This window comes from Streptomyces sp. NPDC001709 (assembly GCF_053596375.1).
Window position 1 is genome coordinate 119131 of record NZ_JBSFGB010000025.1, and the last position, 25283, is coordinate 144413.

Genomic DNA, 25283 nt, shown 5'->3' on the forward strand with positions numbered 1-25283 from the left:
TCCGCCGGTCAGGCCCCGGCCCCGCCCCCCTTCGGCACCGACCCCGACCACGGCACCGACCCGCACCACCCCACCCCCCAACTCCTCCCCCCGCACACCCCTGCCCGCCCCCGCTGGGACGACACCGGCGTGGTCACGGGCGGGACCCGGCGCGGCCCCGCGACCGCGCTGGCGGCCGAGCGGGCGCGGCAGGTGCGGATGACCGTCGTGGGGCCGGTGACCGAGCGGTGGGCGCCGGAGCAGGCCGGGCCCGTGCACGAGAACTGGCAGCTGGCGGCGCCGATCGGGCCCGCGACCGACCTGTGGGCGCTCGGGGCGCTGCTGTTCCGGGCCGTGCAGGGGCACGCGCCGTACCCGGAGGAGTCGACGGCCGAGCTGGTGCAGCTGGTGTGCGCCGAGCCGCCCGCCTTCGCCGAGGAGTGCGGCCCGCTCCGGCCGGTCGTGGAGTCGCTGCTGCGCCAGGACCCCACCGAGCGGCTGGACTTCGAGGAGCTGAGCGGCTGGCTGCGGTCGCTGGTGCGCTCCGCGCCCGAGCCGGACGCCGGCACCCATGTCGTGCCCGTGCCGCCCGCCGACCCGAGCCGGCTGCCGATCGTCCGGCGCCGCGGCGAGCTGGTGCGGTTGCGGCGGCGGCGCGCCGGGCTGCCCGAGGTCCATCCGCACGGCCGGCACAAGCGGGCCAGGGCGCGGGAGGAGGCGCGTTCGCCGCGCAGTCTCGGCCGCATTCTGCTTCTGCTGGTCCTTCTCCTGCTGGCCGGCGCGATCGCGTACGCGATGCTGTTCATGCCGAAGCAGGGGGCCGGCGGCGCCGTGGGCAGCACGGACCGTACGGGCAGCGCGGGGGAGGCCGGTCCCGCGCCCTCGCCCAACCGGCAGTCCTCCTCCGACCAGGGCGGCAGCCCCTCCGCCTCCGCCTCCGCGCCCGCCACCGAGCCACAGACCGGCGGCGACCCGTCCGTCGCCGACGGCTTCACCCTGCGCAAGGACCCGGACGGCTTTCAGATCGCCGTGGCCAAGGGCTGGGACCGCACCCCGAAGAACGGCAGCGGCCAGGTGGTCTACGCCCACGGGAACTTCGAGCTGATCGTCGTGCCCGGACGGGACGGTGCCGCGACCTACGGCAGTGACCCGATGGCCTACCAGCGGGACAAGGAGGGCGAACTCCAGCCGTACCGCAGCTCCAGCTGGGCCACGGCCACCGGGCTGAGAACCATCGAGGTGGGCGGACGGACCATGGCGGAGGGACAGTTCACCTGGACCGACGGCCAGGGCCAGGACCTGTTCGTGCGGAACATGGCGATCCTGCTGGACGGCCGCTATCACATCGTCCAGGTCCGCGGCCCGGAGGCGCAGCGGGACGAGGTGACGCGGCTGTACGAGCAGGCGACGGCGACGTACCGCTACACGCGTTGAGCGCCCTGTATACCGGTTGACGGGTCCTGGCCGATTCCGGCGGGGACAACCGTCACAGTGCTGTCACCTTGGCACCCCGCTTGTTCCCAGTTGGTGGACCGGTCCTTACTCTGACCCTGTCAAGAGCATTGCGGGGCAACGTGAATCAGATGCAGGGCCTGCTGATAGCGGGCCGCTACCGGCTTGCCGATTCCATCGGCAGCGGCGGCATGGGCCGGGTGTGGCGCGCCCACGACGAGGTGCTGAACCGGACGGTCGCCGTCAAGGAGTTGACCGCCGCGCTCTACGTCTCCGACAGCGACCGGGCCGTGCTGCTCGCCCGTACCCGGGCCGAGGCCCGCGCCGCGGCGCGCATCAACCACTCCGCCGTCGTCACCGTGCACGACGTCCTCGAGCACGACGGCCGCCCGTGGATCGTGATGGAGCTGGTCGAGGGCAACTCGTTGGCCGACGCGGTCAAGGAGCGCGGACGGGTCGAGCCGCAGGAGGCCGCGCGCATCGGCCTGTGGGTGCTGCGGGCGCTGCGTGCCGCGCACTCGGCCGGTGTACTGCACCGGGACGTCAAGCCGGGCAACGTGCTCCTCGGCCGGGACGGCCGGGTCCTGCTCACCGACTTCGGCATCGCCCAGATCGAGGGCGACACGACGATCACCCGCACCGGAGAGGTCGTCGGCTCGGTCGACTACCTCGCCCCCGAGCGGGTGCGCGGCCACGACCCGGGCTCGTCCTCGGACCTGTGGGCGCTCGGCGCCACGCTGTACACGGCGGTCGAGGGCCGTTCGCCGTTCCGCCGCACCTCACCGCTGGGCACCATGCAGGCGGTCGTGGAGGAGGAGGCTGCCGAGCCGCGCCACGCCGGTGCGCTCGGCCCGGTCATAACCGCCCTGCTGCGCAAGGAACCGGACCGGCGGCCGAGCGCGGCGGAGGCGGAGCAGATGCTCGCCGAGGCGGCGGAGGGCCGCCGCCCGCACACGGCCCAGGCGTTCATCCCGACCCAGGGCTCGGGCGTGCACACAGGTGGGCCGAGCACCTCGGGTTACGGCTCCGGGCCGGCCACTTCGGGTTACGACTCCACGGGAGCCACCTCCGGCTACGGCTCCACGGGAACCGCCTCGGGCTACGGCTCCACGGGGGCCACCTCCGGCTACGGCTCCACAGGGACCGCGCCCGGCTACGGCTCCGGTGCGCCGGCCGGTCCGGGCCGATCCATGACCGGGCCGACGGCCGTGGCGCCCACGCCGCAGGGCCCGGCCCCGGCCGGTCCCCGTCCCCGGCGCCGGCTGCGCACCCTCGCCCTCGTCGTCGCCGTCGCGGCCGTACTCGGCGGAGGTGCCGCGGTCGCCTTCCAGGAGTGGGACGGCATGGAGCAGAACACCGGGCCGAGCGGCGGCGCGGGCCCGGCCACGACCTCGCCCTCGGCGAGCGGCAGCGCCACGCCGGGCGGTGCCGGAACCGTGCCCGCCAGCTGGCAGGTCCAGCATGACCCGCTCGGTTTCAGCCTCTCCCTGCCCAAAGGCTGGAAGCGGAAGGTCTACGAGCTCAAGGGCGGCCTCAAGCAGATCGACTACAGCCCCGACGGCGGCTATCACTTCGTCCGCATCGCCATCAACAGCTCGCCCGACTTCGCCGACCCCTACCAGCACCAGGTGGATCTGCAACAGCAGTTGCAGCGACTGGTCGACTACAAGCGCGTGACCCTGAAGCAGAACATCTACCGCGACCGCAACGGCTCGCTGTGGGAGTACACCTGGACCGCGCTGAAGAAGGACCCCCCGCACGTCGCCGGTCCGCGCCACGCGATCGAGGAGACGTACTACTCGCGTTCCGGCACCGAGTACGCCATCTACATGTCCACGCCGGAACAGGACTGGGCGCAGACCAGCAAGCAGTTCAAGTGGGTACTGCAGGGCTGGCAGGAGCCGAACGCCGGCTGACGGCCGCCGACTCGGGACGTACGGCGGCCGATACGGCCGAAAACCGCTGGTCGATCGGCCCGGCTTGGCCGATCGGCGCCCCGGAGGGCATGGGTCCGGTGAGGCATGATGGGGCCCATGGGGACCGAGGACGCCGACTTGCGGGTGATCGCGGGCCGTTACCGTCTGGAGGCACGCATCGGGCGCGGCGGTATGGGCGTCGTGTGGCGGGCCTACGACCAGGTGCTGGGACGGCATGTCGCGGTCAAGGAACTCCTCCCGGACGACTCCCTCTCCGAGGACGACGCGCGGCGCCGCCGGGACCGCACCTTCCGTGAGGCGCGGGCGGTGGGCCGGCTGCGGCATCCGCACATCATCGTGGTCCACGACGTCGTGGAGCAGGACGAACGCCCCTACCTCGTCATGGAGTTGGTCGACGGCGGCTCGCTCGCCGATCTGATCTCCCGGCAGGGCCCGGTGGACGCCGCCGAAGCCGCCCGGATCGGCATCGCCCTGCTCAGCGCGGTCCGCACCGCGCACGAGGCGGGGGTGCTGCACCGGGACATCAAGCCCGCGAACGTGCTGATCGAGTCCGACACCGGCCGGGTCGTGCTGACCGACTTCGGTATCGCCCAGGTCGCGGGCGCCACCACGCTCACCGAGACCGGCTCCTTCGTCGGCTCGCCCGAATACACCGCGCCGGAGCGGATGTCGGGGCTGCGGACCGGCCCGGAGTCCGACCTGTGGTCGCTGGGCGCGCTGCTGTGCACGGTGCTCAGCGGCGAGTCGCCGTTCCGGCGCGACTCGCTCGGCGGCATCCTGCACGCGGTCGTCGCCGCCGAGATCCGGCCACCCGACCAGGCCGAGCCGCTGCTGCCGGTCGTACGGGGACTGCTGGAACGCGACCCCGACCGGCGGCTCGGCGCGGCCGACGGCGAGGAGATGCTGCGGACGTTCCTGGAGACCGGCCGGACCCCGGAGGCGCCGGGCGGGTCGTCCGATGCCACCGCCTCCGGCCGCCCGCACTGGATCGGCGGCGGCCGGACCCCGTGGTCCGGGGCGGCGGGGAGCCGTGCGCCGAGGGGCGATGTGGCGGGGAGCCGTACGCAGAGAGGGGATGCGGCGGGGAGTCGTGCGCAAAGAGGGGACGCGGCGGGGAGTCGTGCGCCCGAGGCCGCCGCGTCCTATACGCCGACCCAGCAGGACCTTCCGCCCGGCGGAGCGCAGCCGCCCGCCGGGCCCGGAGCCGCGGCGGAGCCCCCGGCCCGCACGTCCACGCGCGGGGTGCTGGTGGCGGCCCTGCTCGTCGCCGCGCTGGCCGGGGCCGGTGTGTCTGCGGCGGCGCTGCTCCTGCACCGGGACGGCGGCGGGGGCGGCGGCAGCCCCGGCGGGACGGCGACCTCCCCGGCGACCGGGACCGGCACGAGCCCCACGGCGCCGCGGACTTCGCCCCCGCCACCCACCACCGCCCGTCCGACGCCGACCACGACACGCCCGACGGCCACCGGCCCGGGCCCGGCCGGCTCGCGCACCGCGCCCTCCGGTTACCGCACGGCCCGGGACCCGGCCGGCTTCTCCCTCGCCGTCCCCCAGGACTTCACCCGCAGCCCGCAGGGCGAGCGCGTCTTCTACCTCTCGCCGGGGGAGACCTTCCGCCTCGGCATCAAGGTCGCCGATCCCCAACCGGGCGGTCCGCAGGGCGTGATGGAACGATCGGCCGCCAAGGGGCCTTCCACCAACCCCGGCTATCACGACGGCCGGGTCACCGGCACCACGCACGACGGACACCCGGCCGCGCTGTGGGAGTTCACCTGGGACGGCTTCAGCGCGGCGGAGGGCCCGCAGCACACCTACGACCTGTGCTGGGAGGAGTCCGGGCGGATGTACGACGTGTGGGTGTCGGCGCCGGTCGGCGAGGTGCGGGAGGCCCGGGAGTACTTCGACGTGGCGGTCGACACCTTCTCGGTCACGGGTTCGTGACCGGTTCGCCCTCCCTGTGGCTGTGGGTGCCGAGGGCGCGATATGCATGACGTATGAGTAGTGACGGGGGAGTCGGTCACGGGACCGACGACACGACGAGCTTTGTTCTGCAACCGCCGCAACCGCGGCAACCGCCGGAGCCGAACGCACGGCCGCACGCGCAGCCGCACTCCGCTGCGCCCCCGCAGCAAGAGGCCGGCGGCGGGCGGCTCGTCGCCGGGCGGTACCGGTTGCTCGGCAGGCTGGGCCATGGCGGGATGGGGACCGTGTGGCGGGCCAAGGACGAGACGGTGGACCGGGAGGTCGCCGTCAAGGAGCCCCGCGTACCGGACGACCTTCCCGAGCGGGAACGTGCCAACGCCTTCGAGCGCATGCGCCGCGAGGCCCGTGCAGCGGCCCGCCTCGACCATCCGGCGGTGGTGAACGTCCACGACGTCGCGGTCGTCGACGGCCGGCCCTGGATCGTGATGGAGCTGGTGCGCGGCCGCAGCCTCGGCGACGTCCTGCAGGAGGGGACGCTGGGCGCGCGCGAGGCGGCCCGGATCGGCCTCCAGGTGCTCGGCGCGCTGGAGGCGGCGCACGCGGCGGGTGTCCTGCACCGGGACGTCAAGCCCGACAACGTCCTGCTCGGCCGGTACGACCGGGTGGTGCTCACGGACTTCGGCATCGCGCAGATCGAGGGCGACACACGGCTCACCGACACCGGCGGTTTCGTCGGCTCGCCCGAGTACATCGCGCCCGAGCGGGTGCTGGGGCAGCGTCCCGGACCGGCGAGCGACCTGTGGTCCCTGGGCGTGCTGCTGTACACGGCCACCGAGGGCGTGTCGCCGTTCCGCCGCAGCAACACCCCGGCCACGCTCCAGTCGGTCCTCAACTCCACCCCGGCCCCGCCCGCCTCCGCCTCCGGCCCGCTGGCCGAGGCCATCGACGGGCTGCTCCGGAAGGACCCCGCGCACCGGCCGCCGGCGGACCGGATCCGCGCGCTGCTGACGGAGGCGGCCGAGCCCCCGGCGCCGCCGGTGCCCACGCTGCCCGTCCGGGTCACCGCCCCCGTCGGCCCCTTTTGGCGCCTCGGCCGCAAGGCGTGGCTCGGCGTGGGCGCGGCACTGGTCGCGGCGGCGGTGGCGGCGTACCTGGTGCTCGCCGACCCCTTCGCGGGCCCGCTGCCCGACGGGTGGGCGCAACACCCGGCCCCGAAGCTGGGCGCCACCGTCGCCGCCCCGGCGGGCTACAAGGAGATCAGACCGGCCAAGGACGACTCCGACCAGGACTGGGTGACGTACGAGGACTGGAGCGACAGCGTCTGGATCACGCTGGAGCTGGCCAGGAAGTCGAAGGACTCCCTGAACGAGATCAAGAACTCCGCGCGGTCCCAGATGTACGCCGACGACGAGAGGCTCCGCGCCGACGGCGACTCCGACCTCGAGATGTCCGGGGGTGCGAAGACACACCCGGACGACACCGCGACGTACCACGGCAAGGAGGCCGCGGAGAACACCATCGTCTACACGACCAACGACAGCCAGCACCCCGGCCCGCGCGAACTCCAGATCTTCTACTACCGGACGAGCGGCGGAGACATGTACAAGCTCACCATCGGCTACCCGGGCAAGGGCGACTTCACGGACCGCGGCCGGGAGGTGGCGAAGGCGGCGATCGCGAACCTGGACGTCAAGAAGCTTTGACTTCCCGCCACTTCGACAGGGGCGTGGTGCGCACGGTACTCATGTGACATGAGTGGAGACGGCGAACTCCCGTACGGCGCACGTCTGATCGGCGGCCGCTACCGGCTGGCCGGGCGCCTCGGGTCCGGGCCCACCGGGATCGTCTGGCGGGCCCGGGACGAACAGGCGCGGGGCCGCGAGGTCGCCGTCAAGGAGCCGCTGCTGCCCGGCGATCCGGCCGAGGACGAGGACAGCCGCCGTATCGCCCACCGTCTGTACCGGGAGGCCCGCGCCGCGGCCCGGGTGCGCCATCCTTCCGCGGTCACCGTGTACGACGTCGTCACCGAGGGGCAGGTCCCCTGGATCGTCATGGAGTTGGTGGCGGGCGAGTCGCTGCGGGAGACCCTGCGGCGCGGCCCCCTCCCGCCCGCCGAGGCCGCCCGGATCGGGCTCGCCGTCCTCGGTGCCCTGCGCGCCGCCCACGCCGTCGGCATCGTGCACCGGGACGTCAAACCGGCCAACGTCCTGCTGGAGTCCGGCACCGGGCGGGTGGTCGTCACCGACTTCGGGACCGGCGACGGACATTGGGCGCAGGCGCCCGCCGGTTTCACCGCCCCCGAGCGCGCCGCGGGCCCCGGCGCCGGCCCGGCCTGCGACCTGTGGTCCCTGGGCGCCCTGCTCCGCGCCGCCCTCGGGGACACGGACCCCGGCCCGCTGGGCCCCCTGCTGGACCGGCTGCACGCCGACGAGCCCGAGGCCCGCCCTGGTGCGGAGCGGGTCACGGTGGAGCTGCGGACGTACCTGGGGCTGACGCCCGTACCGGACGCGGAGCCCGAAGTCATACCCGTACCGGACGCGGAGCCCGAAGCCGCACCCGCGCCCCCTCCGCCTCTCGCCCCCCGTCGCCGCACCCCGCGCACCGCGCTCGGACTGCTCCTGGCGAAAAAAGCCGGATTCGAATGATCGTTCTGCTCGCCACCGCGTCAACGCCCTGATCAGCACATTCGCTGCCAGTGATCACTGGCAGTATGTGAGCACTCGGTGAATCCGCGTTACCGACGGGTACACAAAGCCTGCGCTCCGGCATACCCTGCGCGTCATGACGGACACGCAGGCCCCGGACAGCACCGGTACCAACCCGCTCGCGCCCGCCCCCGAGGGCGTCCGCACCGCCGCCGACGTGGTCACCCCGGAACTGGTGGCCCAGCTCACCAAGGGCGTCACCGGCTCCGGCCGCACCGCCAACCACACCCCGTTCACCGGCGAGAAGCTGGCCGACCTGCCCGAGTCCACCCCCGAGGACGTGCTCAAGGCCTTCGAGGCCGCCCGCACCGCGCAGACCGTGTGGGAGAAGACCCCGGTACGGCAGCGGGCCGCGGTCCTGCTCCGCTTCCACGACCTGATCCTGGAACGCCAGGCCGAGGTGCTCGACCTCATCCAGCTGGAGACCGGCAAGGCCCGGCTGCACGCGCACGAGGAGGTGCAGGCCGTCGCGGTCGCGGCCCGCCACTACGGCCGCAAGGCTCCCGGGTACCTGCGGCCCAAGCGGCACACCGGCGCCGTCCCCACGCTCACCAAGGTCACCGAACTGCGCCACCCGCGCGGGGTCGTGGGCCAGATCGCCCCCTGGAACTACCCCCTGGAGCTGTCCGTCGGCGATGCGCTGCCCGCCTTCGTCGCCGGCAACGCGGTCGTGATGAAGCCGGACACCGAGACCTGTCTGACCGCGCTGTGGGCGCGTGACCTGCTGATCGAGGCCGGTCTGCCCGAGGGCGTCTTCCAGGTCGTGCTCGGCGAGGGCCCGGTCGTCGGCCCCGAGGTCGTCAAGCACGCCGACTACGTCTCCTTCACCGGCTCCACCCGCACAGGGCGCGAGGTCGCCCAGGGCGCCGCCGCCCGTTTGGTCGGCGTCTCCCTCGAACTCGGCGGCAAGAACGCCATGCTGGTGCTGGACGACGCCGACATCGAGAAGGCCGCCGCCGGCGCCGTACGCGCCTGCTTCTCCTCCGCCGGACAGCTCTGCATCTCCATCGAGCGGCTGTACGTCCACGAGTCGATCGCCGACGCCTTCCTGGAGCGCTTCGCCGCCCGCACCAGGGCCATGCGGCTCGGCAACTCCCTCGCCTACGGCGCCGACATGGGCTCGCTGGTCGGCGAGCGCCAGCTGAAGACGGTCGAGCGGCATGTCGAGGAGGCCGTCGCCAAGGGCGCGAAGGTGATCGCCGGCGGGGTCGCCCGCCCGGACATCGGCCCGTACTTCTTCGAGCCGACCATCCTGGACGGCGTCGAGGGTTCCATGTCCGTGTGCGAGGAGGAGACCTTCGGCCCGGTCGTCTCCATCTACCGCTTCAAGTCCGACGACGAGGCGGTGGAGCGCGCCAACGCCACGCCGTACGGGCTCAACTCCTCGGTCTGGACGAAGAGCGCCCGGCGCGGCCGGGACGTCGCCGCCCGCCTGCGCACCGGCACGGTCAACGTCAACGAGGGCTACGCGCCCGCCTACGGCAGCGTCCAGTCCCCGATGGGCGGCATGAAGGACTCCGGCCTCGGCCGCCGCCACGGCTCCGAGGGCATCCTCAAGTACACGGAGGCCCAGACGGTGGCCCAGCAGCGGCTGCTGCCGATGGCCCCCTCGCTGGGCATGACCGACGAGGGCTACGCCCGCTTCATGAGCACGAGCCTGCGGGTCATGAAGGCATTCCGGTTCAGGTGAGAAGCCCGGGCGCGCGGGGAACCGCGCGACCGGCCACAGACGGCCCGCAGCCGAAACTCAACGAGGAGTACACGTGCCGCAAGACGCCTACGACTACGACGTCCTGATCGTCGGATCCGGTTTCGGCGGCTCCGTGTCCGCCCTCCGCCTGACGGAAAAGGGCTACAAGGTCGGCGTGCTGGAAGCGGGCCGCCGCTTCACCCGTGAGAGCCTCCCCCGCAACTCCTGGGACCTCAAGAACTACCTGTGGGCTCCCAAGCTCGGCATGTACGGCATCCAGCGCATCCACCTGCTGGGCAACGTCATGGTGCTGGCCGGCGCGGGCGTCGGCGGCGGCTCGCTCAACTACGCCAACACCCTCTACGTACCGCCGAAGGCCTTCTTCGACGACCCCCAGTGGCGGGACATCACCGACTGGCAGGAGGAGTTGAAGCCGTACTACGACCAGGCCCAGCGCATGCTCGGCGTACGGCTCAACCCGACCATGACCCCCTCCGACGTCCATCTGAAGGCGGCGGCCCAGCGGATGGGCGTCCTCGACACCTTCCACCTCGCCCCGGTCGGCGTGTTCTTCGGCGACGGCAAGGACGCCGACGGAACGGCGAAGGCGCGGCCGGGCGGGCAGGTCGCGGACCCCTACTTCGGCGGAGCCGGCCCGTCACGCAACGCCTGCACCGAGTGCGGGGAGTGCATGACCGGCTGCCGGCACGGCGCGAAGAACACCCTGAACGAGAACTACCTCCATCTCGCCGAGAAGGCGGGCGCGGTGGTCCACCCCCTGACCACGGTCGTGTCCGTCACGGACGACTCGCGGGGCGGGTACGCGGTGGCGACCCTGCCGACGGACCGGAAGAAGAAGGGCGAGGGCCGGCTCTTCACCGCACGGAGGGTCGTGCTCGCGGCCGGCACCTACGGCACGCAGACGCTGCTGCACCGCATGAAGGCCGGCGGTCAGCTGCCGTACCTGTCGAAGCGACTGGGCGACCTGACCCGTACCAACTCCGAGGCGCTGGTCGGCGCGCAGACCGACAACCGCCGGTACCGGAAGGCGACCGGCGAGCCGAGGGCCGACTTCACACGGGGCGTCGCGATCACGTCCTCCATCCACCCGGACGAGAACACGCACATCGAGCCGGTCCGCTACGGCAAGGGCTCCAACTCGATGGGAGGCCTGTCGATCCTCCAGGTGCCGTACGCCGAGGGTTCCTCCCGGGCGCTGGCCTGGCTGGCGAACGCGGCCAGGCACCCCCTCCTCGTCCTGCGCTCCCTCTCCAACCGGCGCTGGTCCGAGCGGACCATCATCGGCCTGGTCATGCAGTCGCTGGACAACTCGCTGACGACGTACCTGAAACCGGACGGAGTCGGCAAGGGACTGCTCACCGCCCGCCAGGGCCACGGCGCCCCCAACCCCAAGCAGATCAAGGCCGCGACGGAGGCCGCCTCCGCCCTCGCCGCCGAGATCAACGGCTTCGCCGGCAGCAACGTCGGCGAGCTGATGGGCACCCCGCTCACCGCGCATTTCCTCGGCGGCTGCCCCATCGGCGACTCCCCGGACACGGGCGTGATCGACCCCTACCACCGCCTCTACGGCCACCCGGGCATCTCGGTCGTGGACGGCGCCGCGGTCTCGGCGAACCTGGGCGTGAACCCGTCGCTGACGATCACCGCGCAGGCCGAGCGCGCGATGTCCTTCTGGCCGAACAAGGGCGAGGAGGATCCGCGTCCCGCGCCGGGCACGGCGTACGAGCGGCTGAAGCCGGTGGAGCCGCAGGCCCCGACGGTCCCGGCGGAGGCGTTCGGCGCACTGCGGCTGCCGTTCCTGGGGATGCCGGCGGTACCGCCGAAGAACTGACGGAGGGCTGGGCGTCCTCGCATACGTAGAGGGACCTGCATCCCCCTCCGAAGGCAGGTCCCTCTCGCGTTTTTTCGACTCGGCAGGTTTGATCAGCGAAGACCTTGAACGGTTGCTCCAGTGGCACCTGATTTTCCTGTGACGTGAGTCACGCCCCCTGGGGCATGACGAAGGGCCCCGCGGGACGGAGAGACCGCGGGGCCCTTCTTCGGTCAGCACCGGCGTCAGGGCAGCGCCGGTGCCTGGAGGCGGCGCCGGGGGGGGGGGTGCGCCGCGAGCTGAGGAGGGCGGGGGTGCAGCAATGCCGTTGTCTGCTGTCTGCGCGGGGACCCGGGGCTTCGGCGCATGTCACACATATCCCTTGTACAAGGGTGTTCCGCCGGTCGGCCCCGGGCGTCCCCGGAGCCGACCGTTCTCTTGGTGACCGGGCTGCTGTCCCCTGCCGTCCGGTCACTTCCCTGGAGCGAGGTCCCACGGCGTACGGCACGACCCGTACGCCTCATCGCCCCAGCGAGCCACGCGTGGTTCTGTCGGGCCCGCCCCTGGCTGGCACGGACACCCCCCTCAACGAAGCGCCGCGCGAGCCGGTCACGCGCCGTACGGGTGAGACGGCGCTCGAACTCAGATCCGACCCCGGCACAGCTCGAGCAGGGTCATGGCGAGGCCGGTGCCCGGCTTGCCCAGGGCCTCGCGGTAGCGGCCGAGGATCTCCATCTCACGGGAGAGGTTCACCCGCCGCCCGCCGGAGGCGATACGGGTCTGCTGGACGACGTCGGAGACGGCCATCCGCTCCTGGATCAGACCGATGATCCGGTCGTCGAGCACATCGATGCGCTCACGGGCGCCGGCGATGGTCTGTTCCGGGGTCGTGGTCTCTTCCGGGGTCGTGGTCTCTTCCGGGGTGGTGGTCTCTTCCGGGGTCGTGGTGGTCATGTCGGGGGCTCCTCGAGAAGGTGGATGCCCCGGAACGGCAGGACCCGGAAAACGACAGGCGCCCCGGGCCTTGTCGGCCCGGGGCGCCTGGGAAGTCGCTTGGCGTATCGCTCAAGCAGCACGACCATGGCAGCCGGCGGGCCGGATGCCATAGGTAAAGACGAAGGTCGAGTGCTGAAGCATGCGGCCAGTATGCCACGGCACGTCCGGGGGTCCGGGGACGGAGCCCCCGGTGACGAGAGCTGCCACACCGGCACCCCGTTAGAATCGGTACCACAGACCCCCGCCCAAACCGCCGGAAGGCACCCCGTGTCATCAGCGAACCCCGCTGCCGCCACCCCCGACACCGTTCTGGTCGTCGACTTCGGCGCGCAGTACGCCCAGCTCATCGCCCGTCGCGTCCGCGAGGCGCGGGTCTACAGCGAGATCGTGCCGAGCACCATGCCGGTCCAGGAGATGCTCGCCAAGAAGCCCGCGGCGATCATCCTCTCCGGAGGCCCCTCCTCGGTGTACGAGGAAGGCGCCCCCCGCCTCGACCGCGCGCTCTTCGAGGCCGGCGTCCCCGTCTTCGGCATGTGCTACGGCTTCCAGCTGATGGCGCAGTCCCTCGGCGGCACCGTCGACAACACCGGCGCCCGCGAGTACGGCCGTACCGACCTGCACGTCTCCAAGTCGTCCTCCACCCTCTTCGAGGGCACGCCGGCCGAGCAGCACGTGTGGATGTCGCACGGCGACGCCTGCTCCGCCGCCCCCGAGGGCTTCACGGTCACCGCGTCCACGGACGTCGTCCCCGTCGCCGCCTTCGAGAACGACGACAAGAAGCTCTACGGCGTCCAGTACCACCCCGAGGTCATGCACTCCACGCACGGCCAGCAGGTACTGGAGCACTTCCTGTACCGCGGCGCGGGTCTCACCCCGTCCTGGACGACCGGCAATGTGATCGAGGAGCAGGTCACCGCCATCCGCGAGCTGGTCGGCGACAAGCGCGCCATCTGCGGCCTGTCCGGCGGTGTCGACTCCGCCGTCGCCGCGGCCCTCGTCCAGAAGGCCATCGGCTCCCAGCTGACCTGCGTCTACGTCGACCACGGCCTGATGCGCAAGGGCGAGACCGAGCAGGTCGAGAAGGACTTCGTCGCGGCCACCGGCGTGCAGCTGAAGGTCGTCGACGCCGAGGAGCGTTTCCTCAACGCGCTCGCCGGGGTCTCCGACCCCGAGGAGAAGCGCAAGATCATCGGCCGTGAGTTCATCCGCGTCTTCGAGCAGGCGCAGGCCGAGATCATCGCCGACGAGGGCCCGGCCGTGGAGTTCCTGGTCCAGGGCACCCTCTACCCGGACGTGGTCGAGTCCGGCGGTGGCACGGGCACCGCGAACATCAAGTCGCACCACAACGTCGGCGGCCTGCCCGAGGACCTCGAGTTCAAGCTGATCGAGCCGCTGCGCAAGCTGTTCAAGGACGAGGTCCGCATGGTCGGCCAGGAGCTGGGCCTGCCGGACGAGATCGTCCAGCGCCAGCCGTTCCCGGGCCCGGGCCTCGGCATCCGGATCGTCGGCGAGGTCACCAAGGACCGCCTGGACCTCCTCCGCGAGGCCGACGCGATCGCCCGCGAGGAGCTGACCACGGCCGGCCTGGACCGGGACATCTGGCAGTGCCCGGTGGTCCTGCTCGCGGACGTCCGCAGCGTCGGCGTCCAGGGCGACGGCCGCACCTACGGCCACCCGATCGTGCTGCGCCCGGTGTCCTCCGAGGACGCCATGACCGCCGACTGGTCCCGGCTGCCGTACGACGTCCTGGCCCGTATCTCGACCCGGATCACCAACGAGGTCCGGGACGTCAACCGCGTCGTCCTCGACGTCACCTCGAAGCCGCCGGGCACCATCGAGTGGGAGTAGGCCCCCTTTACGGGGTTCAGGTCCGCTGGAGAGTGCGCACCGGCTCTCCGGGCTTCCAGACCTGGGTGACCAGGTACCTCTCGTCCTCGACGTAGGTCCGTACGACCTCCGTCAGCTCGGTGCGGAAGAGGTGGAACGGCTGCGGCGGTTCCACCTCTTCGACGTATGCCGCCTTGGTCCGGTCGTCCTCGACCTCGAACGCCCGCCCGGTGATCCGGATGTCCCCGCTGCCCATGTCGGCGTCGCCGGGATTCGCCTGGAGCGCGAAGCGCGGGTCGCGCAGCAGGTCGAGGGCCTTGAGGGAGTTCGGCATCATGCCGAGCCACAGCATCCCGTCCAGGAAACGGACCTCCAGGCCGCTGGTGCGGGGGGACCCGTCCTTACGCAGGGTCGCGAGGACGTGGTGCCGGTAGGCGCCGAAGCGCTCCTCGGCGATCTTCGACAGTTCGGGTGCGGCGGCGGTGAAGGAAGCCCAGTTCATACGCGCCAGTCTGACCGGCAAACCGGACATCCTCTGTCGGGTATTCGCCGCGTACGTCATCTTTACAAAACACCTCTGCCCTTTTGCGCTGACCGACGGTAACTTCCGGCGCGTACAGCAATCCCAGCGCTGGAGGACCTATGCACGGACCCACCCCTCCCCTGCCGCTGCCCACCGACCAGCTGCAGTTCGCCATGCCGCCGATGCACGAGTCGGTGGAGGACGAACGCCGGCACCGCAAGGAACGGCTCGCCGGAGCCCTGCGGATCTTCGGACGGGCAGGATTCGAGGACGGGGTCTCCGGGCACATCACCGCACGCGACCCGGAGTTCACCGACTGCTTCTGGGTCAACCCCTTCGGGATGCCGTTCAAGCACGTCACCGTCGGTGATCTCGTCCTCGCCAACCAGGACGGGCAGGTCGTCGAGGGCCGCTACCACGTCAACCAGGCCGCGTTCACCGTCCACGCCCAGGTCCACGCCGCCCGCCCGGACGTCGTCGCCGTCGCCCACTGCCACTCCGTGCACGGCCGTGCCCTCGCCGCGCTGGGCGAGCTGATCGACCCCATCACCCAGGAGAGCTGCGCCTTCTACGAGGACGTGGCGCTCTACGACGCCTACTCCGGCGTCACCGTCGATGCCGAGGAAGGCCGCCGGATCGCCGGTGCCCTCGCCTCCCGCAAGGCCCTCGTACTGCGCAACCACGGACTGCTCACCGTCGGCGACTCGGTGGACGCCGCCGCCTGGTGGTTTATGTCCCTGGAACGGTCCTGCCAGGTGCAGCTGATGGCGAAGGCGGCCGGCCGCCCGGTCCTCATCGACCACAAGCTGGCCGTCGCCACCCGCGAACAGCTCGGCGGCGACCTGGTGGCCTGGATCAACTACCAGCCCCTGTGGCAGGACATCAGCCGCAGCGAGCCGGACCTGCTCAGCTGACCGAGGGCGGCGGGGCGGCCTGCCCGGCTCAGCCGACCCGAGACCGGTGGGGCGGGTCGGCCCGGCTCAGCCGAAGTCTCTGAGCACGGCGGCCTTGGTCATCGCGAACTCCTCGTCGGTGAGCACCCCGTCCCGGTGCAGCTCGCCTAACTCCCGCAGCCGGCGCAGCAGCACATCATGGTGGCCGGCCTGTCCCGGAACGACCGCCCGCTGCCGGTCCTCGCCGTCGCCGGCGCCGCCGGTGCGGGTGGAGGGATGCGGCAGCCGGGCGGTGACGGCGGTCGCGACCAGCGCGGTCAGCAGATCGCGGCGCACGCTGCCCCACAGGTCCAGGGTGTAGGGGTCCCGCTCGGGCGGCAGCTTGGAGAACACCGTCTCCGGCGTCACGAACCGCAGAAAGCCGTCCTCGAACCCGGAGTTGGGCAGCCACTCCGCCTGCACCAGGTCGCCGAGGGCGATGATCCGCGGGCCGGTCGCCCGTTTGACCCGGTCGGAGCTGTCGGCCCAGTCGATGCGCACCCGCGTGCCGTCGAAGGAGACCGTGCCGTCGGAGGAGCGCACGGACACCGGCACCGGCGGGCCCGGCAGCAGATAGGAGGTCGTGGGCTCCTTGGGGATCCGGTCGAGGAGCAGCGCGTGCCGGATCTCCTCGGCGACGTACTCCGCGACCCCGCCGCGGTCCGCGTCCACCGTCAGCCGGTAGGGGTCGGCCGGTTCCGGCAGCCGCCCGCCCGTCGCCTGCAGCAGCGGGTCGGCGCCCTCGCGCAGCCGCATCCGCAGCCGGCCGCGCTTGCGCTCGGGTTCGTAGACGACGTCCGAGACCGCCTCCAAAGGCACGGAGATCTCCCCGTACGTCTGCCGGAACAGCGGCACCGAACGGTGCAGTCCGGGGGTGATCCGGATCGTGCTGCCGTCGAAGGCCCAGGTCCCGTCCCGCTGGATGATCTCGGCCATACGGGAATTCTCGCAGCCGGGTCAACACGGCGGCCCGTACTTCACCCGTCACGACCCGGCCCGGCGGTCCCGGACGGCCCGTCATAGGGCACAATTCGCAGTCGATGCAAGGCAGTTGCGCGGCGTTCAGGCCTTCCAGCGAGGGGCCGCAGGTCGTGCCGGAAGGTCGTGGGGAAGGCGGGCGCCGGGCGTGGCGGTGCAGGAGGCGAGACAGGGCACGGGTGCCCAGGGAATGCACGAGGGCGGCTGCACCTGCGGGGACTGTCCGCACGGCGTCCGGGAGGGGCACCGGCGGGCCGTCGCCGCGTTCCTGCGCCGGCGGGACGAGTTCGCGGCCGGGCAGGGCCTGCCGACGGCCGTGGCGCACTCGGCCTCGGCGTCCCGCCAGTGGGTCTCCGAGGAACTGACCCAGCGGGCGGAGGCCGTCGCCGAACGCGCCCGCGCCGAGGGCGAGACGTGGCTCGCCCGGCTGTGGCTGCGGACGGTGGCCACGGTGTGGGGCGCGGTCCTCGGGCTGCTGCTCGGCGAGGCGCTCACCGCGGTCGGCGCGGGCTGGACCGGCGCCCGCACCGCGGCCCTGGCCGCCGCGCTCGTCGTCGCCGGCACGCTCAGTGCCGCCTCCTGGCTCCACCGGGCGCGCGGCGGGGCGCTGGCCCCGGTGATCGGCGAGGACAACCGGATCTCCACCTCCCGTACGGTCGCCGCCTGTTGGGTGTTGTTCGCCGTCTACGCCGTCCTGCTGCTGGCCGCCCGACTGGCCGCCGCCTCCGACCACACCGAACGCGACGCGCTGATCGCGGGCCTCGACCTCGCGCGCGGCGCGGGCGTGGTGACCGTGCTCGCCGTGGTGTGCGGCATCGCCGTCCTGGTCCGCCGGGTGGTGGGCCTGCGCGTTCTCGCGCAGCGGCTGCAGAAGGTGCCGGCGCACCGGCCGCGCGCCGCCGACCTCCTCACCGACGACTCCGGCCGGGGCGCCTTCGCTGACATCCAGTACGTCGCCCTCAGCGCCGTCGCCCTGCTGTTCGCCGCGGTACGGCTGGCCCGCCGCCCCGACCAGTTGCCCGATCTGCCCTGGGGGCTGGGCGTGCTGGTGCTGATCTCGGCCGCGACCTACCTGGCCGGAAAGTACTCCGAGGGCGGTCGCCCCGTCGTCCTCTCCGTGGTGCGCGTCCGTGAACCCGGTGACCTGGACGGGCCGATCCGTACGGGCGACGACATCGAGATCCGCGGTGCCGGCTTCGTGCCGCCCGGCGCCCGGAGTGCCGACCGGCTCTCCCGCATGGTGGTCCGCATCGGCACCGTCGATGTGCACGTGCCGCTCGTCCCCGTCACCGGCGGCTTCAGCAACCCCACCGACAGCGTCCTGACCGTGCCCGTACCGGCCGACGTCGAGCCCGGCGCGGTGGAGGTGCAGGTCGTCACCGCGGCCGGGGTGGCGACCAACCGGTGCATCGTCCAGGTCACGGAGTGAACGACGGAGACGGCGGACGAGATCGGCGAGACGACCGAGACGGGCGAGACGGGCGAGGAGCAGGCTGATGAGCAGGCCGATGAGCGAGAGCGCTCTGTCGGTGATACCGGCCGATCCGCACTGGCACCTGCTGGACGCGTACGACGAGCAGGGCGACGGCCTGCCCACCCTCGATGTGACCACTCCCTGTCGCACCACTGCCACCTCCCTTGACCGGCCGACCTGCGACTGACCGTGCGGTTTCACCCCGTCCGCTCCCTTCGCACGCGGGGCCGAAATCCGGAAAAACATCTGGGTTGGGATTGAACTGCGCTCCCTCGTCATACGTATGGTCAGGTGAGGGGTGGGGACGGCGGGCGAGAGGCGGCTGACGACGATGACTCACGGCATCCGAACGGACACGCACATGAGCCGGCTGAGCGGCCTGCGCGGCTGGCGGGACACCGCCGCCCACTACGCCCTTCTGCCGCTGCGTGTCTTCCTCGGCGTCACCTTCATCTACGCCGGCCTGGACAAGCTCACCGACAGCGCCTTCATGAAGTCCGGCGGCGCCGGGTCCATCGGCGACACCATGCGCTCGGCCCGCGACTCCGCCGCCATCCCGGCCCTCGTCGACCTGGCCCTGAAATCCCCGGTCGGCTTCGGTTACGCCATCGCCTTCGGCGAGGTGGCCGTCGGCATCGGCACCCTGCTCGGCCTGCTCGCCCGGCTGGCCGCCCTCGGCGGCGCGCTGATCTCGTTCAGCCTGTGGATGACGGTGAGCTGGTCGACGACCCCCTACTACTACGGCAATGACCTCGCCTATCTGATGGCCTGGATCCCCCTGATCCTCGCCGGCGCGCCCTACCTCTCCGTCGACGCGGCCTGGCGAGCCCGACGCCAACATCGCCTGGGCGGCTACCGCTGACGGAGTGCCTGCCGACTGCCGACCGACCATGGCCCACCGCCGGCCGACCGTCGGCCCGCTGGAGCGCGACCGCTAGCCGCTCTCGGCGCCGCCTCGTCTGCGTATGGCCCGGGCCACGAACGCCGTGACGCCGGCCAGCAAGAGGCCGCCCACGACCAGCGGCACGATCGCGACCCACGGCGTCTTCCACACGCCGCCCGCGTCTCCCGCGAAGACCACTCCGGTGGCGGTGAGAAAGAGCCCGGCGACCAGCTTCCCGGGCTGGAACTCATGACGCAGCACGACTGACCTCCACCTGTCCCGCACCGACCCCGAGTGTCAGGTCCAGCGTGCCCGTGTCCTTGGCGGCCTTGGCCGGCGTCAGCGTCACGTTCTCGAGCCTGCGCGGCTGCACGTCCACGTCCTTCCTGTTGTCCCCGGGCAATCGGATGTCGCCGACGCCCACCTTGATGTTCATCCGCACGGTCGCGTCCGCCGGGAGGATCACCTTCAGCTGTCCCGCGCCCACATGGGCGTCCGTCGTCACCGTCCGCCCCTTGCCCGGGTGCACCCGGCTCAGGTCGAGGGTGCCGCGTCCGGTGCCGAGGTCGTAGGCCGGCCGCACCTCGGCCGTCGCGGCGGGTGTCCAGGAGGTGTCCCTCCAGTGGGTGGTGATGTCCTTGGGCATGGCCGCCGCCCCGGCGAGCAGCCCTGCCGTGACGATCGCCAGGAACACCGTCCCGGCTCCCGTACGGCCCAGGAACGCGCTGACCGCGACGCCCAGGCCGAACATCGCGAGCGCGCACGCCAGGCCGGTCTGCAGACTGGTGCCGAGCGGATGCGTGTCCCAGGTCAGCCCGGTGCCCAGGCCGCCCGCCACCAGGGCGAGCAGGAACACCCAGCCGCCGATCCAGCGTGGGCCGCGCGGTCTTGGGGGTGCGGCGGGCCGCGGTTGTATGGAGCCGGGGTGGGTCCAGGGGGTGGCGATGCCGACGTCGAGCACCGGGGTGAGGTCCCGGTCGCGTGCGTCGCCGGGCCCCCACAGATACCCGGTGCCGCCGACATGGGTGCCGTCCTTGACGATCGGGTCCCGCCACCAGGACGGATAGATGTCGACGACCGGCGGTGCCTGGGCCTCCGGCGGGGCGTCGGCAGCGGCCTGCGCGGCGAGGGGGTCGGGGCCGGGGGCGCCACGGCGCCGCGACCAGTACCCGGCGCCCGCCAGCAGCAGGGAGAGCACCACGGCGAAGGTCAGCACCCCGCCGTTTCTCAGCATGGTCAGGAAGATCCCGCAGCCGACCAGGGCGAACAGCACGGCGGCGAGCGCCTGTCCGTCGACGCGGCCGGTCAGCAGCTTGCGGACCTCGTTCTCCTCCTCGTCCTCGTACGGCACCAGCAGCCAGGCGAAGCCGTAGAAGATGAGGCCGATGCCGCCGGTCGCGGACAGTACGGCCAGGGTGATCCGGAAGATCACCGGGTCCATGTCGGTGTGCCGGCCGAGGCCCGCGCACACGCCCGCGATCATCTTGTGCCGGCGGTCGCGCTGGAACCGCTCGGGGGCCGTGGCGGTGTGCTGTTCCTGGTCCTGCTGTTCGTCGGCTTGCGTGTCGGTGCCGGTGCCGGCCGCTCCCGTCTTCTGCGTCGCGGCGGGTGCGGCATCCGTCGGTCCGGTGCCCGGGGCCGGGCGCGGGCCGGGGCCGGGTCCCGGACCCGTCGCGGCGTGCTCGTGATCCGTCATGCGTCCATGGTGACGGCCCGGCCGCCGCCGCGGCAGTCGGGACGACCCTGGCCGAACCCTGAAATCGGCCCTGAGACGGGGCGGGGAGGCGTTCGAGCGGCCCGGGATCGCCCCGCGACCGGCGCCCCCGACCCGGCCCCGAGGAAGATCAGGGGCGTCTTGGGGGCCGACCCTGATGCCTGACCCCGCCGGGCATGTGACCATCGTTGGCATGCCGGAAGCCGCAAGCCTGCCAGTCGACGACCCGCGGCCTCCGCGCAAGCTCTACCGCAGCAGCGACGGACGCTGGCTCGGCGGAGTGGCGCGGGGCCTCGCCGGGCATCTCGGGCTGCCCGTCATCTGGGTCCGGCTCGCCTTTGTCGGCCTGTTCATGGCCCATGGCTTCGGCGCGCTGCTCTACGCGGCGTTCTGGTTCTTCGTCCCCCTCGGTGTCGGCGGGGTCGGCGACCAGAGGCCGCCGTCGCTCGTCTCCACGGAGACCGCGCAGGACGGCCGCCGCAGACGGGTGGCCCGCAGGCCGGACCGAGGCCAGATCGTCGCTCTGCTCCTCATGGTCATCGTGTCCGTGGTCTTCGTGAGCAGCGTCAATCTCGGCGGCGCGGCCAAGGCCTATCTGCTGCCCGCCGTTCTCGTCGCGGCCGGTGTCGCTCTCGTCTGGCGGCAGGCGGACAACGCCCGCCGGGCCCGCTGGGTCGAGGTCGGCCGCCGGCGCCGCACCCTCACCCTGCTGCGTGCGGCCGGCGGTGTCCTGCTCGTCACGGCCGGTGTCTCCGCCATCTTCGTGATGCAGGGTTCGGCCGCCCATCTCGGCGCGGTCCTCCAGGCGGCCCTCGCCGTCCTCGTCGGCATCACGCTCCTCGCCGGCCCGTACCTGGTCCGTATGACCCAGGACCTGTCCGAGGAACGCCTGATGCGCATCCGCGCCCAGGAGCGCGCGGAGGTCGCCGCCCACGTCCACGACTCCGTGCTGCACACCCTCACCCTGATCCAGCGCAACGCCGACAACGCGAACGAGGTCCGCCGCCTCGCCCGTGCCCAGGAGCGTGACCTGCGCACCTGGTTGTACAAGCCGGAGGGCACCGGCAAGGACGAGGCCGACGAGCCGGACACGGTCGCGGAGGCGGTGCGGCGCAGCGCCGCCGAGGTGGAGGACAAGCACGGTGTGCCCATCGAGGTCGTCGTAGTCGGCGACTGTCCGTTGGACGAGAGGACCGGCGCGCAGATGCAGGCCGCGCGCGAGGCGATGGTGAACGCCGCAAAGTACGGTGGCGAGGGCGGCGCCGTACAGGTCTATGCCGAAGTCGAGGGTAGAACGGTTTTCGTGTCCGTGCGGGACCGCGGCCCGGGCTTCGACCTCGACTCGATACCCGCCGACCGCATGGGCGTCAGAGAATCGATCATCGGCCGCATGGAGCGCCACGGCGGCACGGCCCGGCTACGGTCGGTGCCGGGCGGAGGCACGGAGGTCGAGCTGGAGATGGAGAGGGCGGAGAAGACGTCATGAGCGACGCGACCGAGGCGAACGGCACGGCGGGAGCCCCCGAGGCGGCCGGGTCCCCCCGGGCTGCCGACGGCGGGGCGGGCGGACGGCACGTACAGGTGGTGCTGGTGGACGACCACCGGATGTTCCGCACCGGCGTCCAGGCCGAGATCGGGCAGACCGCCCAGACCGGTGTCGAGGTGGTCGGCGAGGCCGCGGACGTCGACCAGGCGGTCACGGTCATCACCGCGACCCGGCCCGAGGTGGTCCTGCTCGACGTCCACCTGCCGGGTGGCGGTGGCGTCGAAGTGCTGCGCCGTTGTGCGGCGTTGATGGCGGACACCGAGCGGCCCGTCCGCTTTCTCGCACTGTCCGTGTCGGACGCGGCGGAGGACGTGATCGGTGTGATCCGCGGCGGTGCCCGCGGCTATGTCACCAAGACCATCACCGGCACCGATCTGGTCGACTCGATCTTCCGCGTGCAGGAGGGAGACGCCGTCTTCTCCCCGCGGCTGGCCGGGTTCGTCCTTGACGCCTTCGCCTCCACCGACGCCCCACCCGTGGACGAGGACCTGGACCGCCTCACCCAGCGCGAGCGCGAGGTGCTGCGCCTGATCGCCCGTGGCTACGCCTACAAGGAGATCGCCAAGCAGCTGTTCATCTCGGTGAAGACGGTCGAGTCCCATGTCTCGGCGGTCCTGCGCAAGCTCCAGCTGTCCAACCGCCACGAACTGACCCGCTGGGCGACGGCCCGCCGGCTGGTCTGACCCTGTCCGACCCCTACGGGCCCGCCCCTACGCCACCCGGGTCGCCCCCGCGAACGGCATCAGGTCGACCGGGGCCAGCCGGACCGGGGCCGACGGGTTCGGGGCGTGGATCATCTCGCCGCCACCCACGTAGATGCCGACGTGGCTGATCCCGGAGTAGAAGAACACCAGGTCCCCGGGCTGGAGTTCGGAGCGGGAGACGCGTCGGCCCGCGTCGATCTGGGCGTAGGTGGTGCGGGGCAGGGAGATGCCGGCGGAGCGGTAGGCGGCCTGGACCAGGCCCGAGCAGTCGAAGGCGTTCGGGCCGGCCGCGCCCCACACATAGGGGCTGCCGAGCTTGGCGTAGGCGTAGGAGATGGCCGCCGCGGCGCGCGCGTTGGCGGCCGTGGCCGACCCGGCCTGCTCCAGCGGTTCACGGGGGTCGGAGGCCGACCGGGAGGCACGGCCCGGAGCGGTGCCGTCGGCGCCGGTGACCTCGTTCCGCTGCTGCGGAGTGAGCCGTGCCAGCAGCCGCCGGGCCTCGTCCAGCTTGCCGGTGATGGTCTTCTTCTGCCGCCGCAGCTCGGCCTGCCGTGACCGCAGCGACGTCAGCTCGATGCGCGCCGCGCCGCGCAACTGCTCGATCTCCCTCAGCTGTTCGCGCACCTGGGACACGGCAGCGGCCTGCTGGTCACCGGCCCGCTCCGCGAACGCGGCGTCCTCCAGATACCGGTCGGGGTCGCCGGACAGGGCCAGTTGCCAGGCCGGGGCGAAGCCGCCCTCGCGGTACTGCGCCGCCGCGAACGAACCGAGCGCGTCCCGGGCCGTGTTGAGCTTGGCCTGCTTGCGGGCGGTCTCGTCCTGCAGCGAGTGCAGCCGCCGCTGCTCCGTGTCCGCCCCCTCCCTCGCGCCGTCGTACTTCTCGGTCGCCGCCTCGGCCTCCTGGTACAGCTTGTCCACCTGGGCCTTCACCTGTGCCGGCGTCGGCTGCGGCTCGGCGTGTCCCGTCCCGTCGAATCCCGTTGCGGTGGCCGCGCCCGCCAGGGCGAGCGTGGCGGCCGTCCGGGCAGTCGGGCCACCCATGGAGCGTTGCCGGGGCTTGCGGTGCGCTGCCACCTGGACCGTCACGTCCTTCCGTACGAGTCGTACGACCGAGAGCCGTGCGTCCGGCGGCGGCCCGCACAGGGGAAACAGGCCACCGCCGGACCTTCTCGGCGGTGGTGACCGACAGCCGCCCTGGCCCGGGCGGCGGTGGGAAGCCGGTCACCTGGGGGAGGACGCTAGGCCCGACTGTGACAAGCAGGTAACGCGCTGTACGGAACTGGCTCCGACAGACTGGAATGTGACCGTATGTGACCACACCGCCGTTCTGGAGTCGTCGCCTTCACGCAGCGTGGTGACCGAAGCGCGGAAAGCGGGACGGAAGGCGGGTGCGGGGTGCTATGGAGCGCATATATGCAAGATCACCCGCGCGTGATCGTCGAGTACTGCGGCCGGGCCCGGTGACGGGCGGTCCATACCTCCTCGTTAGGCTCCGGCCCCATGGACGTACTCATCCATCTCTTCGTCGGCCTGCACATCATCGGCATCGCCGCGCTGCTCGGCGGTTTCCTCACCCAGATGAAGGCGATGGGCCAGGGCACGGCCCGGTTCGTGCCCGGGATGCTGCACGGCGCGCTGACCATGCTGGTCACCGGCGTGGCCCTGATCGGTCTCAACCAGGCCGACGACCACCACGTGAACACCATCAAGATCGGCGTCAAGCTGGCGCTGCTGATCGTGATCCTCGGCCTGGTCTATGTGAAGCGCGACGAGGAGAAGATCGACAAGGGCGCGTTCGGGCTGGTCGGCCTGCTGACCATGGCGAACATCTTCATCGCCGTGCTGTGGACCTGACGCTCATCCGTCCCTGACGCCGGTGCGGGCCGCGAGCACCGCGTCGGCGGCGACCACGAGCCACACCGCCACCGCTGCCCACAGCAGCACCCGTCCCGCCCGGCTGAGCCACGCAACGCCGACGGCGCTCGCGACCGACAGCGTCGCCGCCGCCGTCATCCCCATCGGGAACACCGTCGCCCACCGCGCACGCAGACCTGAGATGCCGGGCATGCGCCCGATGCCAGGGAACCACAGGGCCCCGGCCCGGGAAGGGCACGCGCGCGTGGAGCGCGAAAACGGCGGACCGCGAAAACGCAGGTACGCGCGCGTGGGGCGCGAAAACGGTGGCGCGCGAA

At 72.2% G+C, this 25283-nt stretch carries 21 protein-coding genes and 1 pseudogene; 15 read left to right on the forward strand and 7 right to left on the reverse strand.

The window, feature by feature from the left end:
- The 7 genes and pseudogenes from ACWC0C_RS31570 to ACWC0C_RS31600 form a co-directional block, all read left to right on the forward strand.
- Positions 1 to 1413 (forward strand): annotated as a pseudogene (locus tag ACWC0C_RS31570) (serine/threonine protein kinase); the annotation flags it as partial.
- A 149-nt stretch (positions 1414 to 1562) separates the two neighbouring features.
- The gene (locus ACWC0C_RS31575) at positions 1563 to 3347 is read left to right on the forward strand and encodes a protein kinase domain-containing protein (protein WP_450867454.1); all 1785 of its coding nucleotides are present in this window, start codon (positions 1563 to 1565) and stop codon (positions 3345 to 3347) included.
- Between the two features lie 117 nt (positions 3348 to 3464).
- Positions 3465 to 5306 carry a serine/threonine-protein kinase gene (locus ACWC0C_RS31580; RefSeq protein WP_450867455.1) on the forward strand — a complete coding sequence of 614 codons (1842 nt, stop codon included), beginning with the start codon at positions 3465 to 3467 and terminating at the stop codon, positions 5304 to 5306.
- 53 nt (positions 5307 to 5359) lie between these two features.
- Positions 5360 to 6991 carry a serine/threonine-protein kinase gene (locus ACWC0C_RS31585; RefSeq protein ID WP_450867457.1) on the forward strand — a complete coding sequence of 544 codons (1632 nt, stop codon included), beginning with the start codon at positions 5360 to 5362 and terminating at the stop codon, positions 6989 to 6991.
- A 48-nt stretch (positions 6992 to 7039) separates the two neighbouring features.
- A complete protein-coding gene (locus tag ACWC0C_RS31590; protein ID WP_450867459.1) occupies positions 7040 to 7933 on the forward strand; it encodes a serine/threonine-protein kinase in 894 nt (297 codons plus the stop codon).
- 136 nt (positions 7934 to 8069) lie between these two features.
- On the forward strand, positions 8070 to 9683 hold the full coding sequence (locus tag ACWC0C_RS31595; protein WP_450867460.1) for a succinic semialdehyde dehydrogenase: 1614 nt from the start codon (positions 8070 to 8072) through the stop codon (positions 9681 to 9683).
- Positions 9684 to 9756: 73 nt separating this feature from the next.
- Positions 9757 to 11535 carry a GMC family oxidoreductase N-terminal domain-containing protein gene (locus tag ACWC0C_RS31600; protein ID WP_450867461.1) on the forward strand — a complete coding sequence of 593 codons (1779 nt, stop codon included), beginning with the start codon at positions 9757 to 9759 and terminating at the stop codon, positions 11533 to 11535.
- A gap of 621 nt (positions 11536 to 12156) precedes the next feature.
- Here ACWC0C_RS31600 and ACWC0C_RS31605 read toward each other — a convergent pair.
- Positions 12157 to 12468, reverse strand: coding sequence for a chorismate mutase (locus ACWC0C_RS31605; RefSeq protein WP_450867462.1), 312 nt, complete (start codon positions 12466 to 12468; stop codon positions 12157 to 12159).
- A gap of 309 nt (positions 12469 to 12777) precedes the next feature.
- Here ACWC0C_RS31605 and guaA point away from each other — a divergent pair, with 309 nt between their 5' ends.
- Positions 12778 to 14358, forward strand: a complete 1581-nt coding sequence (gene guaA / locus ACWC0C_RS31610) for a glutamine-hydrolyzing GMP synthase (protein WP_450867464.1) — start codon at positions 12778 to 12780, stop codon at positions 14356 to 14358.
- A 16-nt stretch (positions 14359 to 14374) separates the two neighbouring features.
- Here the strand turns inward: guaA and ACWC0C_RS31615 are convergent, their stop codons facing one another.
- Positions 14375 to 14839, reverse strand: a complete 465-nt coding sequence (locus tag ACWC0C_RS31615; RefSeq protein WP_450867466.1) for a pyridoxamine 5'-phosphate oxidase family protein — start codon at positions 14837 to 14839, stop codon at positions 14375 to 14377.
- A gap of 140 nt (positions 14840 to 14979) precedes the next feature.
- On the opposite strand from ACWC0C_RS31615, the gene ACWC0C_RS31620 reads away from it, so the two are divergent.
- Positions 14980 to 15774, forward strand: a complete 795-nt coding sequence (locus ACWC0C_RS31620; RefSeq protein ID WP_449198845.1) for a class II aldolase/adducin family protein — start codon at positions 14980 to 14982, stop codon at positions 15772 to 15774.
- 66 nt (positions 15775 to 15840) lie between these two features.
- Here the strand turns inward: ACWC0C_RS31620 and ACWC0C_RS31625 are convergent, their stop codons facing one another.
- Positions 15841 to 16728: a DUF4429 domain-containing protein gene (locus ACWC0C_RS31625; RefSeq protein WP_450867467.1), complete on the reverse strand. Its 888-nt coding sequence runs from the start codon at positions 16726 to 16728 to the stop codon at positions 15841 to 15843.
- A gap of 190 nt (positions 16729 to 16918) precedes the next feature.
- Between ACWC0C_RS31625 and ACWC0C_RS31630 the strand changes: the two genes are divergently transcribed.
- From ACWC0C_RS31630 to ACWC0C_RS31640, 3 genes are all read left to right on the forward strand, one after another.
- Positions 16919 to 18199 (forward strand): hypothetical protein, encoded by a 1281-nt coding sequence (locus ACWC0C_RS31630; RefSeq protein ID WP_449198847.1) that lies wholly within the window; start codon positions 16919 to 16921, stop codon positions 18197 to 18199.
- Positions 18200 to 18266: 67 nt separating this feature from the next.
- The gene (locus tag ACWC0C_RS31635; protein WP_450867469.1) at positions 18267 to 18431 is read left to right on the forward strand and encodes a hypothetical protein; all 165 of its coding nucleotides are present in this window, start codon (positions 18267 to 18269) and stop codon (positions 18429 to 18431) included.
- A gap of 144 nt (positions 18432 to 18575) precedes the next feature.
- Complete coding sequence (locus ACWC0C_RS31640; protein ID WP_450867470.1) at positions 18576 to 19106, forward strand: DoxX family membrane protein; 531 nt, start codon at positions 18576 to 18578, stop codon at positions 19104 to 19106.
- Between the two features lie 72 nt (positions 19107 to 19178).
- On the opposite strand, the gene ACWC0C_RS31645 is transcribed toward ACWC0C_RS31640, so the two are convergent.
- Both ACWC0C_RS31645 and ACWC0C_RS31650 read right to left on the reverse strand, forming a co-directional pair.
- Positions 19179 to 19388 carry a hypothetical protein gene (locus tag ACWC0C_RS31645; protein ID WP_450867472.1) on the reverse strand — a complete coding sequence of 70 codons (210 nt, stop codon included), beginning with the start codon at positions 19386 to 19388 and terminating at the stop codon, positions 19179 to 19181.
- Positions 19375 to 20823 (reverse strand): PspC domain-containing protein, encoded by a 1449-nt coding sequence (locus ACWC0C_RS31650; protein ID WP_450867474.1) that lies wholly within the window; start codon positions 20821 to 20823, stop codon positions 19375 to 19377. The genes ACWC0C_RS31645 and ACWC0C_RS31650 overlap by 14 nt, the downstream gene beginning before the upstream one ends.
- Before the next feature lie 211 nt (positions 20824 to 21034).
- On the opposite strand from ACWC0C_RS31650, the gene ACWC0C_RS31655 reads away from it, so the two are divergent.
- The gene (locus ACWC0C_RS31655) at positions 21035 to 22327 is read left to right on the forward strand and encodes an ATP-binding protein (RefSeq protein ID WP_449198852.1); all 1293 of its coding nucleotides are present in this window, start codon (positions 21035 to 21037) and stop codon (positions 22325 to 22327) included.
- Positions 22324 to 23070, forward strand: a complete 747-nt coding sequence (locus tag ACWC0C_RS31660) for a LuxR C-terminal-related transcriptional regulator (RefSeq protein WP_449198853.1) — start codon at positions 22324 to 22326, stop codon at positions 23068 to 23070. Before ACWC0C_RS31655 ends, ACWC0C_RS31660 begins: the two co-directional genes overlap by 4 nt.
- A gap of 27 nt (positions 23071 to 23097) precedes the next feature.
- Here the strand turns inward: ACWC0C_RS31660 and ACWC0C_RS31665 are convergent, their stop codons facing one another.
- Positions 23098 to 24165, reverse strand: a complete 1068-nt coding sequence (locus ACWC0C_RS31665) for an NlpC/P60 family protein (protein ID WP_450867488.1) — start codon at positions 24163 to 24165, stop codon at positions 23098 to 23100.
- 426 nt (positions 24166 to 24591) lie between these two features.
- Here ACWC0C_RS31665 and ACWC0C_RS31670 point away from each other — a divergent pair, with 426 nt between their 5' ends.
- Entirely contained in the window at positions 24592 to 24945 is a 354-nt protein-coding gene (locus ACWC0C_RS31670; RefSeq protein ID WP_449198854.1) for a hypothetical protein, read from the forward strand.
- Between the two features lie 3 nt (positions 24946 to 24948).
- Here the strand turns inward: ACWC0C_RS31670 and ACWC0C_RS31675 are convergent, their stop codons facing one another.
- Positions 24949 to 25158: a hypothetical protein gene (locus tag ACWC0C_RS31675; RefSeq protein ID WP_450867477.1), complete on the reverse strand. Its 210-nt coding sequence runs from the start codon at positions 25156 to 25158 to the stop codon at positions 24949 to 24951.
- Positions 25159 to 25283 lie beyond the last annotated feature (125 nt).

Coding starts and splice junctions, on each gene's coding strand:
- ACWC0C_RS31575 (WP_450867454.1), top strand. CDS start 1,563: ATGCAGGGCCTGCTGATAGCGGGCCGCTACCGGCTTGCCGATTCCATC.
- ACWC0C_RS31580 (WP_450867455.1), top strand. CDS start 3,465: ATGGGGACCGAGGACGCCGACTTGCGGGTGATCGCGGGCCGTTACCGT.
- ACWC0C_RS31585 (WP_450867457.1), top strand. CDS start 5,360: ATGAGTAGTGACGGGGGAGTCGGTCACGGGACCGACGACACGACGAGC.
- ACWC0C_RS31590 (WP_450867459.1), top strand. CDS start 7,040: ATGAGTGGAGACGGCGAACTCCCGTACGGCGCACGTCTGATCGGCGGC.
- ACWC0C_RS31595 (WP_450867460.1), top strand. CDS start 8,070: ATGACGGACACGCAGGCCCCGGACAGCACCGGTACCAACCCGCTCGCG.
- ACWC0C_RS31605 (WP_450867462.1), bottom strand. CDS start 12,468: ATGACCACCACGACCCCGGAAGAGACCACCACCCCGGAAGAGACCACG.
- ACWC0C_RS31615 (WP_450867466.1), bottom strand. CDS start 14,839: ATGAACTGGGCTTCCTTCACCGCCGCCGCACCCGAACTGTCGAAGATC.
- ACWC0C_RS31620 (WP_449198845.1), top strand. CDS start 14,980: ATGCACGGACCCACCCCTCCCCTGCCGCTGCCCACCGACCAGCTGCAG.
- ACWC0C_RS31625 (WP_450867467.1), bottom strand. CDS start 16,728: ATGGCCGAGATCATCCAGCGGGACGGGACCTGGGCCTTCGACGGCAGC.
- ACWC0C_RS31635 (WP_450867469.1), top strand. CDS start 18,267: ATGAGCAGGCCGATGAGCGAGAGCGCTCTGTCGGTGATACCGGCCGAT.
- ACWC0C_RS31640 (WP_450867470.1), top strand. CDS start 18,576: ATGACTCACGGCATCCGAACGGACACGCACATGAGCCGGCTGAGCGGC.
- ACWC0C_RS31650 (WP_450867474.1), bottom strand. CDS start 20,823: ATGACGGATCACGAGCACGCCGCGACGGGTCCGGGACCCGGCCCCGGC.
- ACWC0C_RS31655 (WP_449198852.1), top strand. CDS start 21,035: ATGCCGGAAGCCGCAAGCCTGCCAGTCGACGACCCGCGGCCTCCGCGC.
- ACWC0C_RS31660 (WP_449198853.1), top strand. CDS start 22,324: ATGAGCGACGCGACCGAGGCGAACGGCACGGCGGGAGCCCCCGAGGCG.
- ACWC0C_RS31670 (WP_449198854.1), top strand. CDS start 24,592: ATGGACGTACTCATCCATCTCTTCGTCGGCCTGCACATCATCGGCATC.
- ACWC0C_RS31675 (WP_450867477.1), bottom strand. CDS start 25,158: ATGCCCGGCATCTCAGGTCTGCGTGCGCGGTGGGCGACGGTGTTCCCG.